General features: G+C 70.2%; 17 protein-coding genes and 1 tRNA gene. 17 read left to right on the top strand and 1 reads right to left on the bottom strand.

The annotated features are described in order from the left end of the window. The first annotated feature begins 19 nt into the window (after positions 1-19). From prmB to FD678_RS01570, 7 genes are all read left to right on the top strand, one after another. Positions 20-946: a 50S ribosomal protein L3 N(5)-glutamine methyltransferase gene (prmB, locus tag FD678_RS01600; RefSeq protein WP_140718852.1), complete on the top strand. Its 927-nt coding sequence runs from the start codon at positions 20-22 to the stop codon at positions 944-946. After that, complete coding sequence (gene aroC, locus FD678_RS01595; protein WP_140718851.1) at positions 943-2,046, top strand: chorismate synthase; 1,104 nt, start codon at positions 943-945, stop codon at positions 2,044-2,046. Before prmB ends, aroC begins: the two co-directional genes overlap by 4 nt. Then, a complete protein-coding gene (locus tag FD678_RS01590; protein WP_140718850.1) occupies positions 2,039-3,082 on the top strand; it encodes a 2-hydroxyacid dehydrogenase in 1,044 nt (347 codons plus the stop codon). The genes aroC and FD678_RS01590 overlap by 8 nt, the downstream gene beginning before the upstream one ends. Before the next feature lie 115 nt (positions 3,083-3,197). Further along, positions 3,198-4,223, top strand: coding sequence for an aspartate-semialdehyde dehydrogenase (locus tag FD678_RS01585; RefSeq protein ID WP_140718849.1), 1,026 nt, complete (start codon positions 3,198-3,200; stop codon positions 4,221-4,223). Positions 4,224-4,595: 372 nt separating this feature from the next. Continuing rightward, the gene (locus tag FD678_RS01580) at positions 4,596-6,356 is read left to right on the top strand and encodes a type IV pilus assembly protein FimV (protein WP_140718848.1); all 1,761 of its coding nucleotides are present in this window, start codon (positions 4,596-4,598) and stop codon (positions 6,354-6,356) included. A 179-nt stretch (positions 6,357-6,535) separates the two neighbouring features. Then, positions 6,536-7,309, top strand: coding sequence for a tRNA pseudouridine(38-40) synthase TruA (gene truA / locus FD678_RS01575; protein WP_140718847.1), 774 nt, complete (start codon positions 6,536-6,538; stop codon positions 7,307-7,309). Further along, on the top strand, positions 7,306-7,962 hold the full coding sequence (locus FD678_RS01570) for a phosphoribosylanthranilate isomerase (RefSeq protein ID WP_140718846.1): 657 nt from the start codon (positions 7,306-7,308) through the stop codon (positions 7,960-7,962). The genes truA and FD678_RS01570 overlap by 4 nt, the downstream gene beginning before the upstream one ends. Before the next feature lie 63 nt (positions 7,963-8,025). Here FD678_RS01570 and FD678_RS01565 read toward each other — a convergent pair whose 3' ends face one another. After that, positions 8,026-8,913: a LysR family transcriptional regulator gene (locus FD678_RS01565; RefSeq protein ID WP_140718845.1), complete on the bottom strand. Its 888-nt coding sequence runs from the start codon at positions 8,911-8,913 to the stop codon at positions 8,026-8,028. 132 nt (positions 8,914-9,045) lie between these two features. Between FD678_RS01565 and trpB the strand changes: the two genes are divergently transcribed. The 10 genes from trpB to FD678_RS01515 all read left to right on the top strand — a co-directional run bounded on the left by trpB (position 9,046) and on the right by FD678_RS01515 (position 17,317). Then, positions 9,046-10,248 carry a tryptophan synthase subunit beta gene (gene trpB / locus FD678_RS01560; RefSeq protein WP_372237520.1) on the top strand — a complete coding sequence of 401 codons (1,203 nt, stop codon included), beginning with the start codon at positions 9,046-9,048 and terminating at the stop codon, positions 10,246-10,248. A gap of 177 nt (positions 10,249-10,425) precedes the next feature. Then, entirely contained in the window at positions 10,426-11,229 is an 804-nt protein-coding gene (gene trpA / locus FD678_RS01555; RefSeq protein WP_140718843.1) for a tryptophan synthase subunit alpha, read from the top strand. Positions 11,230-11,412: 183 nt separating this feature from the next. Beyond that, entirely contained in the window at positions 11,413-12,294 is an 882-nt protein-coding gene (gene accD / locus FD678_RS01550; RefSeq protein WP_140718842.1) for an acetyl-CoA carboxylase, carboxyltransferase subunit beta, read from the top strand. 100 nt (positions 12,295-12,394) lie between these two features. Then, entirely contained in the window at positions 12,395-13,756 is a 1,362-nt protein-coding gene (gene glmM, locus FD678_RS01545) for a phosphoglucosamine mutase (protein ID WP_140718841.1), read from the top strand. A gap of 55 nt (positions 13,757-13,811) precedes the next feature. Continuing rightward, positions 13,812-14,750, top strand: coding sequence for an isopenicillin N synthase family dioxygenase (locus FD678_RS01540; RefSeq protein WP_140718840.1), 939 nt, complete (start codon positions 13,812-13,814; stop codon positions 14,748-14,750). Between the two features lie 213 nt (positions 14,751-14,963). Beyond that, positions 14,964-15,725 (top strand): triose-phosphate isomerase, encoded by a 762-nt coding sequence (tpiA, locus tag FD678_RS01535; RefSeq protein ID WP_140718839.1) that lies wholly within the window; start codon positions 14,964-14,966, stop codon positions 15,723-15,725. Positions 15,726-15,762: 37 nt separating this feature from the next. Further along, positions 15,763-16,176 carry a preprotein translocase subunit SecG gene (gene secG / locus FD678_RS01530; RefSeq protein WP_218569426.1) on the top strand — a complete coding sequence of 138 codons (414 nt, stop codon included), beginning with the start codon at positions 15,763-15,765 and terminating at the stop codon, positions 16,174-16,176. A gap of 47 nt (positions 16,177-16,223) precedes the next feature. Beyond that, a tRNA-Leu gene (locus tag FD678_RS01525) sits at positions 16,224-16,308 on the top strand. A gap of 107 nt (positions 16,309-16,415) precedes the next feature. Beyond that, positions 16,416-16,772, top strand: coding sequence for an NADH-quinone oxidoreductase subunit A (locus tag FD678_RS01520; protein WP_140718837.1), 357 nt, complete (start codon positions 16,416-16,418; stop codon positions 16,770-16,772). A gap of 20 nt (positions 16,773-16,792) precedes the next feature. Beyond that, positions 16,793-17,317 (top strand): NADH-quinone oxidoreductase subunit NuoB, encoded by a 525-nt coding sequence (locus FD678_RS01515; protein WP_017912133.1) that lies wholly within the window; start codon positions 16,793-16,795, stop codon positions 17,315-17,317. Positions 17,318-17,328 lie beyond the last annotated feature (11 nt).

Here is a 17,328-nt window from a genome sequence, read left to right as displayed (position 1 = left end):
ACCTGACCCAGCTGTTGCCATGACTGCCGCCGCGGCCGACGAACTGCACACGATCATCGACCTGATCCGCTACGGCGCCAGCCGTTTCAACGAAGCCGGCCTGACCTTCGGCCACAGCTACGACAACGCGCTGGACGAGGCCACCCAGCTGGTCCTGCACGCGCTGCACCTGCCGCACGACCTCGGCCCGGCCTACGGCCAGGCGCGCCTGCTGCGCGCCGAGAAGGACGCGGTGCTGGCGCTGTTCCAGCGCCGCATCGACGAGCGCGTGCCGGCCGCCTACCTGACCGGCGAGGCCTGGTTCGCCGGGTTGAGCTTCAAGAGCGACGCGCGCGCGCTGGTGCCGCGCTCGCCGATCGCCGAGCTGATCGAGGCCGGCTTCGAGCCCTGGCTGGCCGGGCGCGACGTGCACCGCGCGCTCGACCTGTGCACCGGCTCGGGCTGCATCGCCATCGCCATGGGCCACTACAACCCGAACTGGGACGTGGACGGCGTGGACATCAGCGACGACGCGCTGGCGCTGGCGGCCGAGAACAAGGAGCGCCTGCTCGCGCACAACGTCACGCTGCTCAAGTCCGACCTGTTCGACGGGCTGACCGGCCGCCACTACGACCTGATCGTCACCAACCCGCCCTACGTCACCAACGCCGAGACCGACGCCCTGCCGAAGGAGTATTCCTACGAGCCGGAGCTGGGCCTGCGCGCCGGCGAGGACGGCCTGGACCTGGTGCTGAAGATCCTGCGCGACGCCCCGCTGCACCTGAGCGAGGATGGCCTGCTGATCTGCGAGGTCGGCGATTCCGAGCAGCACCTGGTCAAGCTGCTGCCGGAGGTCGATTTCGCCTGGATCGAGTTCAAGGTCGGGCAGATGGGCATCTTCGCGGTGGAGTGCCGCGAGCTGATCCGCCACAACGCCCGCATCGCGGAGCTGGCCGCGCAGCGATGAGCTCCAATTCGTTCGGCAAGCTGTTCACCGTCACGACCTTCGGCGAATCGCACGGGCCGGCGATCGGCTGCGTCATCGACGGCTGCCCGCCGGGCCTGGCGATCGCCGCCGAGGAGTTCGCCCACGACCTGCATCGGCGCGCCACCGGCAAGACCCGCCACACCTCGGCGCGGCGCGAGGCAGACGAGGTCGAGATCCTGTCCGGCGTCTACGAAGGCGTCACCACCGGCACGCCGATCGCGCTGCTGATCCGCAACACCGACCAGCGCAGCAAGGACTACGCCACCATCGCCGCGCAGTTCCGCCCCGGCCATGCCGACTACAGCTACTGGCAGAAGTACGGCATCCGCGATCCGCGCGGCGGCGGCCGCAGCTCCGCGCGCGAGACCACGATGCGGGTGGCCGCCGGCGTCGTCGCCAAGAAGTGGCTGAAGCAGCGCCACGGCGTGAGCGTGCGCGGCTACCTGTCGCAACTGGGCGAGATCAGGCCCGAGGGCTTCGACTGGAGCGCGGTCGAGGACAATCCGTTCTTCTGGCCGCACGCCGCGCAGGTGCCGGCGCTGGAGGCCTACATGGACGCGCTGCGCAAGTCCGGCGACTCGGTCGGCGCGCGCGTGGACGTGGTCGCCGATGGCGTGCCGCCCGGTTGGGGCGAGCCGATCTACGGCAAGCTCGACGGCGAACTGGCCGCGGCGCTGATGAGCATCAACGCGGTCAAGGGCGTGGAGATCGGCGACGGTTTCGCCAGCGCGGCGCAGAAGGGCACCGAGCATCGCGACCTGATCACGCCGCAGGGTTTTCTCAGCAACCATGCCGGCGGCATCCTCGGCGGCATCTCCACCGGCCAGCAGGTCGTCGCCTCGATAGCGCTCAAGCCCACCTCCAGCCTGCGCCTGCCGGGCCGGACCGTGGATGTGGACGGCAACCCGGTCGACGTGGTCACCACCGGCCGCCACGATCCCTGCGTCGGCATCCGCGCCACCCCGATCGCCGAGGCGATGGTCGCGCTGGTGCTGATGGACCAGGCGCTGCGCCATCGCGCCCAATGCGGCGACGTCGGCGAGGTCGCGCCGCGCATCCCGGGGAGCGTCGATGGCTGAGTCGCGGCCACGCGTGTGGGTCAGCCAGCCGCTGTTCGACGACGTCGTCGCGCAGCTGGGCGAGCATTTCGATCTGGCCACCACCGCGGACGTGACCGCGTATTCGCCGCAGGAACTGGCGGCGAAGCTGGCGCCTTTGGACGGCGCGCTGGTGACGCTCAACGAGCGCATCGGCGAGGCCGAGATCGCCGGCGCGCCGAGGCTGCGCGCGATCGCCAACGTCGGCGTCGGCTACAACAACCTGGACATCGCCGCGCTCAGCGCGGCCGGCATCGTGGCGACCAACACGCCCGACGTGCTGACCGAGACCACCGCCGACCTGGGCTTCGCCCTGCTGATGGCGGCGGCGCGGCGCATCACCGAATCCGAGCGCTGGCTGCGCGACGGGCAGTGGGGGCAGTGGTCGTTCAAGACCATGCTCGGCGCCGACGTGCACGGCGCCACGCTGGGCATCCTCGGCATGGGCCGGATCGGCCAGGGCATCGCGCGCCGCGGCCACCACGGCTTCGGCATGAAGGTGCTGTACCACAACCGCTCGCGGCTGCCGGAAGGCGTCGAGCGCGAGGTCGGCGCGCGCTACGTCGGCTTCGACGCGCTGTTGGCGCAGGCCGACCACCTGGTGCTGGTGTTGCCGTACAGCGCCGCCTCGCACCACGTCATCGACGCGGCCGCGCTGGCGAAGATGAAGCCGACCGCGACGCTGGTCAACGTCGCCCGTGGCGGCCTGGTCGACGAGTTGGCACTGGCCGAGGCGCTGGCCAACGGCCGCCTGGCGGCGGCCGGGCTCGACGTCTACGAGGGCGAACCGCAGGTGCGCCCGGAGTTGCTGGCGCTGCGCAACGTGGTGCTCACGCCGCACATCGGCAGCGCCTCGCTGGCGACGCGCCGGGCGATGGTGCAGCTGGCGGTGGACAACCTGGTCGCGGCGCTGGGCGTCGGTCCCGATGCCGGCCACCCGCCGTGCGCGATCAACCTCGACGCGGCCAAGGCGGCCGGCGGCACCGCGGGCGCGGGCAAAACCGGCGAGAAACGATAGGGAACCTCCGCGGCCGTATCCGGAGGTTCCCCGAACCCGTTGGTGCGATTCCCTCGCAAGAGCGCGCACATCCATGTGCCGTTATCAAACTTCGTTTCCTATCCAAAGGTCCGCAATGAACAACCCTGCCCGTCGTTTCACCGTCGCGGTCGTGGGCGCCACCGGCGCCGTCGGCGAAACCATGCTGTCCATCCTGGCCGAGCGCGATTTCCCGGTCGGCAAGCTGATCCCGCTGGCCTCGGCCCGTTCGGCCGGCAGCCAGATCGAGTACAAGGGCGAGAAGGTCGACGTGCTCGACCTGGAGACCTTCGACCCGGCCGGAGTGGACATCGCGCTGTTCTCGGCCGGCGGCGGCGTCTCCAAGGAGTACGCGCCGAAGTTCGCCGCCGCTGGTGCGGTGGTGATCGACAATTCCTCCACCTTCCGCTACGACGACGACGTGCCGCTGGTGGTCTCCGAGGTCAACCCGCACGCGCTCAAGAACCGTCCGCGCGGCATCGTCGCCAACCCGAACTGCTCGACCATGCAGCTGATGCCGGTGCTGGGCCCGATCCACAAGGAATACGGCATCGAGCGCATCAACGTGGCCACCTACCAGTCGGTGTCCGGCGGCGGCCGCTCGGGCCTGGAGGAGCTGGGCAAGCAGACCGCGCAACTGCTCGCGTTCCAGGACATCGAGCCGAAGAAGTTCCAGGTGCAGATCGCCTTCAACCTGATCCCGCACATCGACGAGTTCCAGCCCAACGGCTATACCAAGGAAGAGATGAAGCTGGTCTGGGAGACGCAGAAGATCCTGGAGGACAAGAACATCCTGGTGAACCCGACCGCGGTGCGCGTGCCGGTGTTCTACGGCCACTCCGAGGCGGTGAACATCGAGACCAGGAAGAAGATCACCCCGGAACAGGCGCGCGAACTGCTGCGCCGTTCGCCGGGCGTGGAGGTAGTGGACGAGCAGAAGGCCGGCGGCTATCCGACCCCGGTGACCCATGCCTCCGGCAAGGACCCGGTGTTCGTCGGCCGCATCCGCGAGGACTTCTCGCATCCGCGCGGCCTGAACCTGTGGGTGGTGGCCGACAACATCCGCAAGGGCGCCGCGCTCAACGCGGTGCAGCTCGCCGAACTGGTCGCGCAGGAAGGCTGAAGCCCGGCCGGCGATGCGGTGCCGGCCATCGACGCCCCTCCCCCGTCGGAGAGGGGTTGCGGCGAGAGAGCGGGCTAAAGCCGTGTCGAGGGAACTGGAAACCATCGCATCGAAGAAGGCATCGTGGCCCGCCCGGTCGGGAAACGATCCGGGCTCCGCGATGGATTCCCGGGCCGATGCGCGGCGACGCGTTCTTCCATGTCGCCATCGGGGGGACTTGCGGCGCGGTTGCGCCCGGCCCACGGCCTTGGGGGCGGCATCCAGGCGTGTGCGAGCCGAGAGGAAGAAGGAACGCGGCCACCCGATGCCGATCGGCACCGCGCGCGCCACGCGCAGTATTCGGATCAGGGGCTTGCGGCTATATTGGCGCCCATGAAACGTAGCGGCAGGGGCGCATTGCGCCCGTTACAAGGTCTGGGTGCACTGGTCCTGGCGCTTTGCAGCGGCGCGGCGGCGGCGCTGGGCCTGGGCGACATCCGGGTGCTGTCCGGGCCGGGGCAGCCGCTGGTCGCCGAGATCCCGGTGATCTCCAACGAGCCGGGCGAGCTGGAGAGCGCGCGCGTCGCGCTGGCCTCGCCGGAGACTTTCGAGCGGGTCGGGTTGGAACGCCCCACGGGATTGGTCAACGACCTGCAGTTCCAGTTCACGCAGGATGCGCGCGGTCGCGCGGTGATCCGGGTCACCAGCAGCGTGCCGGTCGAGCAGAAGGCGATCGGTTTCCTGATCGAGGTGGATTGGGGCAGCGGCCGGCTGGTGCGCGAGTATTCCGCGTTGGTCGACGCGCCCAATGCCGCCACCGCGATCGCCGAGCCGGCGATCGAGGCGCCCCAGGCGGGCAACAGCGACGCGATCGTGCGCGAGTCGGCGCCGGCTGCCGCGCCATCGGCGGATGCGGCAGCCGCCGCACCGGCCGCGGCGCCAGCCGCACCGGCAGCCAGGCCCCAGCGTCCGCCGCCGGCCGCACCGGTATCCCCCGTGGCGCCGGGCGAGAACCTGGCCCCGGTGCGGCGCGGCCAGACGTTGTCGCAGATTGCCATGCAGTTGAACCGCGGCGCCGGCTATTCGCTCGACCAGACCATGCTGGCGCTGCTGCGGGCCAATCCGGAGGCCTTCATCGGTGGCAACATCAACCGGCTCAAGCAGGGCGCGGTGCTGCGCACGCCGCGGCAGGACGAGCTGGCGCAGATCGGCGCCTCGGAGGCCCGGGCGATCGTGCGCGAACAGGCCGCGCAGTGGCGGCAGGCGCGCGCGCCGATTCCGCAGCCCGCGGAAGCGGGCGCGACGCCGCGGGCGGCGAGCGCCGCGCCGGCCGCGGCGACCGGCGCGCGGCTGGAGATCGCGCCGGCCGTCGCCAGCGACGGCAACAAGGCAGGTACGACCACCGGCACCGGAGCCGGCGGCGAAGGGGACAGGCTCGTGAACGAACAACTGCAGCAGGCGAGGGAAGACGTCGCCACCCGCGATGCCGAGATCCAGGAGCTGCGCACGCGCGTGGCGGAGCTGGAAAAGCTGCAACAGCAGCAGGCCAGGCTGATCGCGATGAAGGATACGGACCTGGCCGCGGCGCAGCAGCGCCTGGCCCAGCAACGGCCTGCGGACGAGTCCGGCGGTTTCCCGATGTGGTTGTGGGGCGGCGTGGTGCTGGTGCTCGCGGGCATCGCCGCATGGCTGGCTTCGCGGCGGCGCAAGCCGTCGCCGTTCGCCGCGCCGCCGCGCCGCTTCGACGGCGCGGCGTTCGGCGCGACGACGACCGCGCCGACCGCCGTGCAGGACGAGCCGGTGATCGGCGAGCGCGAATTCGACCACGACGTGGAGATCGAGGAAGCGTCCCTGCGCGCGGACGAGCGCATCGCGAGGAGCGAAGAGCCCGAAGCGCCCGTCGCGGAGGCGCCGCAACCGCTCGAAGAGCGTCCGCTGCCGGCCGCGTGGGGGCCGACCTGGCATGCTCCGGAGGCGCCCTCGATCGCCCCGTTGAATCCGGCCCCGGCCGGCCGCGACAGGCTGGAGCTGGCGGTGGCCTATCTGGACCTGGGCGACAAGGAAACCGCGCGCAGCCTGCTGCTGGAGGTGGCGGCGAGCGGGGACCCGGACGCGCGTGCCGAGGCGTCCGCCTTGCTCAGCCGGATCGGCTGAAGCCACGTCCTCCGCGGGGCGGCGAAAGCCGCGCAAGGCTTCGACGAACGGCTCGCTCGGCAAGGCTCCGCCGCCTCGTGCGTGGCGGTTCGAACGCAAGGTTCCATCGTGTCCGTGTCGCTGCCGCGGCGGCAATCGTTCCGGCAAGTGCGGCCAAGATCCAATCAGTAGAGGTTCCGATGCGCTACGCCATGGGCGTGGAATACGACGGCAGCGAGTTCCTGGGCTGGCAACAGCTCGGCGAGCATGGCGGCCCCAGCGTGCAGGCGACCTTGCAGGAGGCGCTGTCGTCGGTCGCCGCCGCGCCGGTGCAGGTGGTCTGCGCGGGGCGTACCGACGCGGGCGTGCACGGCGAATGCCAGGTGGTGCACTTCGACAGCGAAGCGAAGCGCGAGCCGCGCGGCTGGATGCTGGGCACGACCGCGCGCCTGCCGGTTTCGGTGGCGGTGCGCTGGTGCGTGCCGGTGGCGGACGACTTCAACGCCCGCTTTTCGGCGCGGGCGCGCCGCTACCGCTATCGCCTGCTCAATCGCCAGGTGCGCCCGGCGCTGCACCGGCAGACCCTGAGCTGGGAACGCCGGCCGCTGGACGCGGCGGCGATGCACGATGCCGCGCAGGCATTGCTGGGCGAGAACGACTTCAGCGCGTTCCGCAGCGTGCAGTGCCAGGCGCTGCACGCGCGCCGCGAGTTGCAATGGATCGACGTGCGCCGCGATGGCGACCTGGTCGAGATCGGCGTGCAGGCCAATGCATTCCTTCATCACATGGTGCGCAATATCGTCGGTTCGCTGATTCTGGTCGGAGCCGGAGAAAGGCCGGTGGAGTGGATCGCGGAACTGCTCGCCGGGCGCGACCGCACCCTCGCGGGCCCGACCGCCCCCCCGCAGGGCCTGGTCTTCGTCGGGCCGCTGTATCCGGCAGAATGGCGCCTGCCACCCGAGGTCACCCTATGAGCCGAACCTTCTACCGTACCCGCATCAAGTTCTGTGGCATGACCCGGGCGGGCGACATCCGCCTGGCCGGCGAGCTGGGCGTGGATGCGGTGGGCTTCATCTTCGCGCACGGCAGCTCGCGCCGGGTCGCGCCGACCGAGGCGCGCGCGATGCGCCAGGCAATCGCGCCGATGGTCGACGTGGTGGCGCTGTTCCGCAACAACCCGAAGGAGGAAGTGCGCGAGGTGCTGCGCACGGTGCGGCCGACCCTGCTGCAGTTCCACGGCGAGGAAGACGACGCGTTCTGCCGCAGTTTCAACCTGCCGTACCTGAAGGCGGTGCCGATGGGCGGCAGCGAGGAGGTCAGCGCGCGCGGCCTGCAGTTGGCGCACCCGAACGCGTCCGGCTTCCTGTTCGACAGCCATGCGCCGGGCGCCAGCGGCGGCAGCGGCCTGACCTTCGACTGGGCGCGCCTGCCGACCGGGCTGCACCGGCCGTTCCTGCTCGCCGGCGGCATCACCCCGGACAACGTGTTCGACGCGATCGTCGCGACGCTGCCCTGGGGCGTGGACGTGTCCAGCGGTATCGAGCTGTCGCCGGGCATCAAGGACGGCGACAAGATGCGCCGCTTCGTCGAGGAAGTGCGGCGCGCGGACTGCCACGAGCTGGGGTGATCCCTTTCGCGGCGGAGCGGCTCCGGAGCGGCGGGCCGCTCCCGATGGCCGGAGGGCGCGGGGTCAGCGCTCCAGTTCCTCGCGGAACCATCGGGCCAGCCGCTCCACGCGCGGGTCCGGGTTGCGACGCAGCCGACACAGCGCCCAGCGCGCCGGCGTCTCCACGAAGCCCCAGGGGGCGATCAGCCGGCCGGTCGCGAGGTCTTCGCTGACCAGCGGCTGCGGCGCGATCGCGATGCCAAGGCCGGCCACGGCCGCTTCCAGCAGATAAAGCAGGTGCTCGAACTCGCTGCCGTGGCGCAGCGCAGCGGCCTCCATTCCATGCGCGGCAGCCCAGTCGGGCCAGGCCTGCGGGCGCGACCGCGTGTGCAGCAGCGGGTAGTCGAGCAGGCGCTGTGGCGCGCTGCCGACAAGCCGGGCGACGTCCGGATGGTGCGGGCTCAGGACCGGGCCGATCCGTTCCGGCCCGAGGTCGGATACCTGCCACTCGGATGGCCACGGGGGCGCCGCCAGCAACAGCATCGCGTCGAGCCCGGGCAGGTGCGGTTCGGGCGCCTGTTCGCGTGCCGACAGGTGCAACCGGACTGCCGGCAAGGCCTGCTCCAGCCGGCCCAGGCGCGGGATCAGCCAGCGTGCCAGCAGGCTGCCCGAGCACCCCAGGACCAAGGGCGTCTCGGCCGGCAGGCGGCGCAGTTGGGTCCAGGCGTCGCCGAGCTGGGCGAAGGCTTCGCTGGCGGCTTCGCGCAGGCGCTCGCCCGCCGGGGTCAGGGCCAGGCCTCGCCCGGCCTTGGCGAACAGGGCGGTGCCCAGGGCCTGCTCCAGGGTGCGGACGTGCCGGCTGACCGCCCCGTGGGTGACGTGCAGTTCGTCGGCGGCCCGGCTGACGCTGCCCAGCCGGGCCGCGGCCTCGAAGGCGCGAAGGGCGGCAAGCGGGGGCAGGGGAGAGGTCATGATGTGTGAGTATAGATCACGCATCGTGCGTAATCGTCGATTTTTCCGGGGTGCCCAGGCGCGCTAGAGTGGCGTCCAAACCACTGTTCCCGCGTTCCGCGGGATGGAATCTCCCCGATGTCAGCCTCTCCCATTCGTGATTTCCACGCCTTCCCCGACGCGGCCGGCCATTTCGGCCGCTACGGCGGCCGTTTCGTCGCCGAGACCCTGATCGGTCCGCTGGAAGAGTTGGCCGCCGCCTACGACGAGGCACGCCGGGATCCGGCCTTCATCGCCGCCTACGACAAGGACCTCAAGCACTACGTCGGCCGGCCCAGTCCGATCTACCACGCCGAGCGGCTGAGCCGCGAGGTCGGCGGGGCGCAGATCCTGCTCAAGCGCGAGGACCTGAACCACACCGGCGCGCACAAGATCAACAACACCATCGGCCAGGCGCTGCTGGCCGCGCGCATGGGCAAGAAGCGGATCATCGCCGAGACCGGCGCCGGCCAGCACGGCGTGGCCAGCGCCACGGTGGCGGCGCGGTTGGGCTTGGAGTGCGTGGTCTACATGGGCGCCACCGACATCGAGCGGCAGAAGATCAACGTCTTCCGAATGAAGCTGCTCGGCGCGACCGTGGTGCCGGTGAACTCCGGCTCGGCCACGCTCAAGGACGCGCTGAACGAGGCGATGCGCGACTGGGTGACCAACGTGCAGGACACCTTCTACATCATCGGCACCGTGGCCGGGCCCGATCCGTACCCGCGCATGGTGCGCGATTTCAACGCCATCGTCGGGCGCGAGGCGCGCGCGCAGATGCTGGAGGACTATGGCCGCCTGCCGGATGCGATCGCCGCTTGCGTCGGCGGCGGCAGCAATGCGATCGGGCTGTTCCACGCCTTCCTCAACGATGCCTCGGTGAAGATCTACGGCGCCGAGGCGGCCGGCGACGGCATCGGCACGGGCCGGCATGCGGCCTCGATCGCGGCCGGCCGGCCCGGCGTGCTGCACGGCAACCGCACCTACGTGATCTGCGACGACGATGGCCAGATCATCGAGACCCATTCGGTCTCGGCCGGCCTGGACTATCCCGGCGTCGGCCCCGAGCACGCGTTCCTGGCCGACAGCGGCCGCGCCAGCTACGTCGGCATCACCGACGACGAGGCGCTGGCCGCGTTCCACCTGCTGGCGCATACCGAGGGCATCCTGGCCGCGCTCGAATCGAGCCACGCCGTCGCGCAGGCGATCAAGCTCGCCCGCGACCTACCCAAGGACGCGCTGGTGCTGTGCAACCTGTCCGGCCGCGGCGACAAGGACGTGCACACCATCGCCGCGCGCGAAGGCATCGTGTTCTGAACCTTTCTCTCTTCTCCCGTTCGGGAGAAGAGCTTGCCCCGCGAAGGCGGGGATGGCGCGAAGCGGCGGACGAGGGCAGCAGGCGGAGCCTTGCATGCCCGAATTCCGCGAGGCTTCGCCCATACCCTCACCCCGACCCCTCTCCCGATCGGAGAGGGGCTTACAGGCAGCCCGTCCATGAGCCGTATCGCAGAGAAGTTCTCCCAGCTTCAGTCCCAGGGCCGCAAGGCGCTGATCCCCTTCGTCACCGCCGGCGATCCCTCGCTGGAGGCGACCGTGCCGCTGATGCACGCGCTGGTGCGTGCCGGCGCCGACGTGCTCGAGCTCGGCGTGCCGTTCTCCGATCCGATGGCCGACGGCCCGACCATCCAGCGCAGCTCCGAGCGCGCGCTGGCGCGCGGCGCCGGCCTGGCCTACGTGCTGGAGGCGGTGCACGAGTTCCGCCGCGAGGACGCTTCCACCCCCGTGGTGCTGATGGGCTACCTCAACCCGATCGAGATCCACGGCACGGAGCGCTTCGCCGAGGAGGCGGTCAAGGCGGGCGTCGACGGCGTGCTGCTGGTCGACCTGCCGCCGGAAGAGGCCGCCGAGACCCGCGCGATCTTCACCGCCGCCGGGCTGGACCTGATCGTGCTGGCCGCACCGACCACGACCGACGCCCGCCTGGCGACCCTGTGCGATACCGCGCAGGGCTATCTCTACTACGTCAGCTTCGCCGGCGTGACCGGAGCGGACCGGCTCGATACGCGCTCGGCCGGCGATCGCCTGCGGCGGATCCGCGAGCGCGCGAAGGTGCCGGTGGTGGCCGGCTTCGGCATCAAGGACGCGGCCAGCGCCGCGGCGATGGCGGTCGACGCCGACGGCGTGGTGGTCGGCAGCGCGCTGGTGGCGGCGCTGGCCGAGGCCGGCGATACCGCGACGGCCCGCCAGCGCGCCGAGGCCTTCCTGGCGCCGTTGCGGGCCGCGCTGGACGCCGGCTGAGCGGTCCGCCGGGGCAGCGTCCGGCGAGACCCGCGGGCAAGCGGGCGCAACCCATCCTGCAGCGCAGGCCCGGCGGGGGCGGCGCTCCATTCGGTGCCGTCCTGCACCCCAATGGGGCGTCGAGTTAGACTGTCGCCCCTCTGCGGTCCCCCGGGGCCGCCCTGCATGGATTTTTCATACCGCATGAGCTGGCTCAGCAAATTGATGCCCTCCGGCATCCGCACCGACAACACCCAGAGCAAGAAGCGCAGCGTTCCCGAGGGCCTGTGGGAAAAGTGCAGCAACTGCGGCGCGGCACTGTACCGGCCCGAGCTGGAGGAGAACCTCGAGGTCTGCCCGAAGTGCGGCCACCACATGCCGATCCGCGCGCGCGCGCGCCTGGCGGCGCTGTTCGACCCGGACAGCACCACCGAGATCGCCGCCGGGCTCAGCCCGACCGACGTGCTCAAGTTCAAGGACCAGAAGAAGTACGTCGACCGCATCAAGGCCACCCAGAAGAGCACCGGCGAGTACGACGCGCTGGTGGCGATGCGCGGCCTGCTCAAGGGGCGCCCGCTGGTGGCCGCGTCGTTCGACTTCGCCTACATGGGCGGCTCGATGGGATCGGTGGTCGGCGAGCGCTTCGCGCGGGCGGCCGAGGTCGCGCTCGAAGCCGGCTGCCCGTACGTCTGCTTCTCCGCCAGCGGTGGCGCGCGCATGCAGGAAGGCCTGTTCTCGCTGATGCAGATGGCCAAGACCTCCGCCGCGCTGGGCCGCCTGCGCGAGGCCGGCCTGCCGTACATCTCGGTGCTGACCCATCCGACCACCGGCGGCGTGTCGGCCTCGTTCGCGATGCTGGGCGACATCAACATCGCCGAGCCGCAGGCCCTGATCGGCTTTGCCGGCCCGCGCGTGATCGAGCAGACCGTGCGCGAGAAGCTGCCGGAAGGCTTCCAGCGTTCCGAATTCCTGCTCGAGCACGGCGCCATCGACCAGATCTGCGACCGCCGCGAACTGCGCGACCGCCTCGCCGACCTGACCGCGCTGATGATGCGCCAGCCGATGCCGCAGGAGAGCGCGGCATGAGGCCGGGAAGCGCGGGGGCCGGAAGGGCCGATTGCCGTTCCGTTTCCCGCCTGCAGGGGCGGCGGGGCGGCTCCTGCCCTCAGCGGGTCCCGGCTTTCCCATGAGCGCCCGCAAGTACTTCGGCACCGACGGCATCCGCGGCCGGGTCGGGCAGGGGCCGATCTCGGCCGATTTCGTGCTGCGCCTGGGCAATGCGCTCGGCCGCGTGCTCGGGCAGAAGCGCGCCGGCGGCAAGCGGCCGATGGTGCTGATCGGCAAGGACACGCGCATTTCCGGCTACATGTTCGAGGCCGCGCTGGAGGCCGGGCTGGTCGCCGCCGGCGCCGACGTGCAGCTGATCGGGCCGATGCCGACCCCGGCGGTGGCGTTCCTGACGAACACCTTGCAGGCCGATGCCGGCATCGTCATCAGCGCCTCGCACAATCCGCACTACGACAACGGCATCAAGTTCTTCTCCGCCGACGGCGAGAAGCTCGACGACGCCACCGAGGCGGCGATCGAGGCCGCGCTGGACGAGCCGTTCTTCACCGTCGAGTCCGAAGGCCTCGGCAAGGCCGCGCGCGCGCGCGACGCGATCGGGCGCTACATCGAGTTCTGCAAGGCCAGCGTGCCGCGCGGCTTCGACTTGCGCGGCATCCGCATGGTGCTCGATTGCGCGCACGGGGCCACCTACCACATCGCGCCGATGCTGTTCCGCGAACTTGGCGCCGAGGTGACCGTGATTGGCGCCGCGCCCGATGGGCTGAACATCAACGCCGGCGTGGGCTCGACCCACATCGACAACCTCGCCCTCAAGGTGCGCGAGGTCGGCGCCGATCTCGGCATCGCCTTCGACGGCGACGGCGACCGCGTGCTGATGGCCGACGACCAGGGCAACCCGGTCGACGGCGACGACCTGCTGTACGTGCTGGCGCGCGCCTGGCAGGCCAGCGGCCGCCTGAAGGGCGCGGTGGTCGGCACGCTGATGACCAACTACGGCCTGGAGAAGGCCCTGGCCGGCCTGGACATCCCGTTCAAGCGGGTCAACGTCGGCGACCGCTACGTGCACCAGGCGCTGGTCGAAGGGCAGGGCGTGCTGGGCGGCGAGACCTCCGGCCACGTGCTGTGCCTGGACCGCGCCACCACCGGCGACGGCATCGTCAGCGCGCTGCAGGTGCTGGAGGTGCTGCGCCGCGACGGCGTCTCGCTGCGCCAGGCGTTGTCGGGCCTGCAGAAGGTGCCGCAGAAAACCGTCAACGTCCGCCTCGAGGGCGCCAATGCCAAGGCGGCCGTCGCCGATGCCGGCGTGCAGCACGCGCTGCAGCAGGCGCAGGCGGCGGTGCAGGGGCGTGGCCGCGCGTTCCTGCGCCCGTCCGGCACCGAGCCGGTGGTGCGGGTCACCGTCGAGGCCGGCGACGAAGCGTTGATGCAGTCCACGCTCGACCGCCTCTCGGCCGCGGTGCGCCAGGCCGCGGCGGCCTGAACCGTTCCCCGCCAGGCCGCCCATGCGCGCCGGCCACCTTCCTGGAGTCAAGACGATGAGTTCCCGCATTCCCACCCTCGACATCACCCGCTTCGAAAGCGACCGCGACGCCTTCGTCGCGGAGCTGGGCGCCGCGTACCGCGAATGGGGCTTCGCCGGCATCCGCAACCACGGCATCCCGCAGGCCGAGATCGATCGCGCCTACGAGGCGTTCAAGGCGTTCTTCGCGCTGCCGGAGGAAGTCAAGAAGAAGTACCACGTGCCGGGCGGCGGCGGCGCGCGCGGCTACACCGCGTTCGGCGTCGAAACGGCCAAGGACTCCAAGCACTTCGACCTGAAGGAGTTCTGGCACATCGGGCGCGAGATCCCGGACGACTCCAAGTACCGCGACGTGATGCCGCCGAACCTGTGGCCGGTCGAGGTCCCGGGCTTCCGCGAGGCCGGCTACGGCCTGTACCAGGCGCTGGACAAGCTCGGCTCCAAGGTGCTGTCGGCCCTGGCCCTGCACATCGGGCTGCCGGCGGACTACTTCGCCGACAAGACCGACAACGGCAATTCGATCCTGCGCCCGATCCACTACCCGCCGATCACCGCCGACGACATCCCGAACGTGCGCGCCGGCGCGCACGAGGACATCAACCTGATCACCCTGCTGGTCGGGGCCAGCGCCGCCGGCCTGGAAGTGAAGTCCAAGCAGGGCGAGTGGGTGCCGTTCACCTCGGACGCGGACACCATCGTGGTCAACATCGGCGACATGCTGCAGCGCCTGACCAACCACGTGTACCCGTCCACCACCCACCGCGTGGTGAACCCGCCGGGCGAGGAGGCGCGCAAGCCGCGCTATTCGGTGCCGTTCTTCCTGCACCCGAACCCGGATTTCCTGATCGACGTGCTGCCCTCGACGATCACCCCGGACAACCCCAAGCGCTACCCGGAGCCGATCACCGCGCAGGGGTACCTGGAGGAGCGCCTGCGCGAGATCAAGCTCAAGTAGCGCCGGGCGGCGCCCGGCGGGCTCGGGATCCACGGTCGCACGGGGTTCCTCGGCGCCGGGAGGGCGGTCCGGCGGCAGGCGACCAGGGACAAGGGCCGGTCAATCGACCGGCCCTTGTCGTGTCCGGCATGTCCCGTCGCTGTCCATCCATAACCTGACGGAAGCGGTCGATAGATTATCCTTATACCTTTGGCATGTTCCCGAGGAGTCTCGATGTCCAAGCGCCGCAAGATCGTCGCCGGTAACTGGAAGTTGCACGGCACGCGCACCTTCGCCCACGAGCTGGTCCGCGAAGTCGCCGCCGGCCTGCCGATCGAGGGCGTGGAGGTGATCATCCTGCCGCCGCTGCCTTACCTGGGCGACCTGATCGAGGACTTCGAGGGCCGCCCGGTCGGCTTCGGCGCCCAGAACGTCAGCAGCAACGAGGTCGGCGCCTATACCGGCGAGGTCTCCGCGGCGATGCTGGTGGATGTCGGCGCGACCTACGGGCTGGTCGGGCATTCCGAGCGGCGCGAGCACTACCACGAGGACAGCGAGCTGGTTGCGCGCAAGTTCCGGGCCGCGCTCAACGCGGGGCTTGTGCCGATCGTCTGCGTCGGCGAATCGCTGCAGCAGCGCGAGGCCGGGCAGGCCGAGGCGGTGATCGCCGCGCAGCTGGGCCCGGTGCTGGAGCTGGTCGGGGCCGAGGGGATCGGCCGGGGCATGGTCGCCTACGAGCCGATCTGGGCCATCGGCACCGGCCGCAGCGCCAGCCCGGAGCAGGCGCAGGGGATGCACGCCTTCATTCGTGGCGAAGTGCGCCGGCATGATGCTAGAATTGCCGATTCGTTGCCGATCCTGTATGGCGGCAGCGTGAAGCCCGACAACGCCGCCGTGCTGTTCTCGCAGCCGGACATCGATGGCGGGCTGGTGGGCGGAGCATCGCTGGTCGCCGGGGATTTCCTGGCCATCGCGCGGGCGGCCGCGAACAGATAAGCCAATAGGTCTCGTCCGGGACGGATTCGAAATGTTGATGTTGATCCTCAATGTGGTCTACGTGCTGGTGGCGATCGCGATGATCGCGCTGATCCTGATGCAGCGCGGCGCGGGCGCGGCCGCCGGTTCGGGTTTCGGCGCCGGCGCTTCCGGTACCGTGTTCGGCGCGCGGGGTGCATCGAATTTCCTGTCCAAGTCCACCAAGTGGCTGGCCGTGGTGTTCTTCGGCATCAGCCTGTTCATGGCGTGGTACGCCAGCCATGGTTCGCGCCCGGCCGACCAGGGCCTGGGCGTGATGTCGCAGGCCGCGACGCCGGTCCCGGCTGCGCCCGCCGGCGAGATGACCCAGCCGCTGCCCCAGGCTCCGGCGGCCGCCACTCCCGCCCAGCAGCCACAGCAGGCGCCGGCGAAGAGTGAAGAAAACGCTTCAGAACCATCACAAAAACACTGAAGCCGGTTACAATACGCTGCGCACTTGAGTACGGGTGCGCAACGTAAGCCCAGGTGGCGGAATTGGTAGACGCACTACCTTGAGGTGGTAGCGACGCAAGTCGTAGGGGTTCGAGTCCCCTCTTGGGCACCATGTTTGGCTGCGAGTCCTGTGCGTGTCGGTGATGCCGGCACGCGGGGGTTCGTTTATCCCCCATGCCCGCATGCGGTTGGTGCGGGCAGAGGCAAGAGAGAAAAGCCGTGCTGGCCGAATATTTGCCGAGTCTGCTGTTCCTGGTCGTCGCCACCGGTATCGGCATCGCCCTGATGCTGATCGGTAGTTTCCTCGGTCCCCGCCGTCCCGACGCGCAGAAGCTTTCGCCGTACGAGTGCGGTTTCGAGGCCTTCGAAGACGCGCGCATGAAGTTCGACGTGCGCTACTACCTGATCGCGATCCAGTTCATCGTCTTCGACCTGGAAATCATCTTCATCGTGCCCTGGACCCAGGTGTTCATGGATATCGGCCCGCGTTCGCTGGTCACCATGGGCCTGTTCGTCGGCATGCTTTTCCTTGGCTTTATCTACGTGTGGAAGAAGGGAGCGCTGGAATGGGAGTGATTCAGACCCTCGATCGTCTGATGACCAATCCGATCCCCGAGGGTCGGGTCGACGACATCCTGCGCCCGGAAGGCGAGAACCCGCTGCTCGAGAAGGGCTACGTGACCACCAGCGTCGACGCGCTGCTGAACTGGGCGCGCACCGGCTCGATGTGGCCGATGACCTTCGGCCTGGCCTGCTGCGCGGTGGAGATGATGCACGCCGGCGCGGCGCGCCTGGACCTGGACCGCTACGGCGTGGTGTTCCGCCCGTCGCCGCGTCAGTCCGACGTGATGATCGTGGCCGGCACGCTGGTCAACAAGATGGCCCCGGCACTGCGCAAGGTGTACGACCAGATGCCCGATCCCAAGTGGGTGATCTCGATGGGCAGCTGCGCCAACGGCGGCGGCTACTATCACTACTCGTATTCCGTGGTGCGCGGCTGCGACCGCATCGTGCCGGTCGACGTCTACGTGCCGGGCTGCCCGCCGACGGCCGAGGCGCTGGTCTACGGCATCCTCCAGCTGCAGAAGAAGATCTGGCGAACCCAGACCATCGCGCGCTGATCCCTCTACCT

Source organism: Pseudomonas sp. Hp2 (genome assembly GCF_006386585.1).
GTDB lineage: Bacteria > Pseudomonadota > Gammaproteobacteria > Xanthomonadales > Xanthomonadaceae > Pseudomonas_S > Pseudomonas_S boreopolis.
Note: the sequence above shows the minus strand (reverse complement) of the source record. Positions and strands in the feature narration are given on the sequence as shown.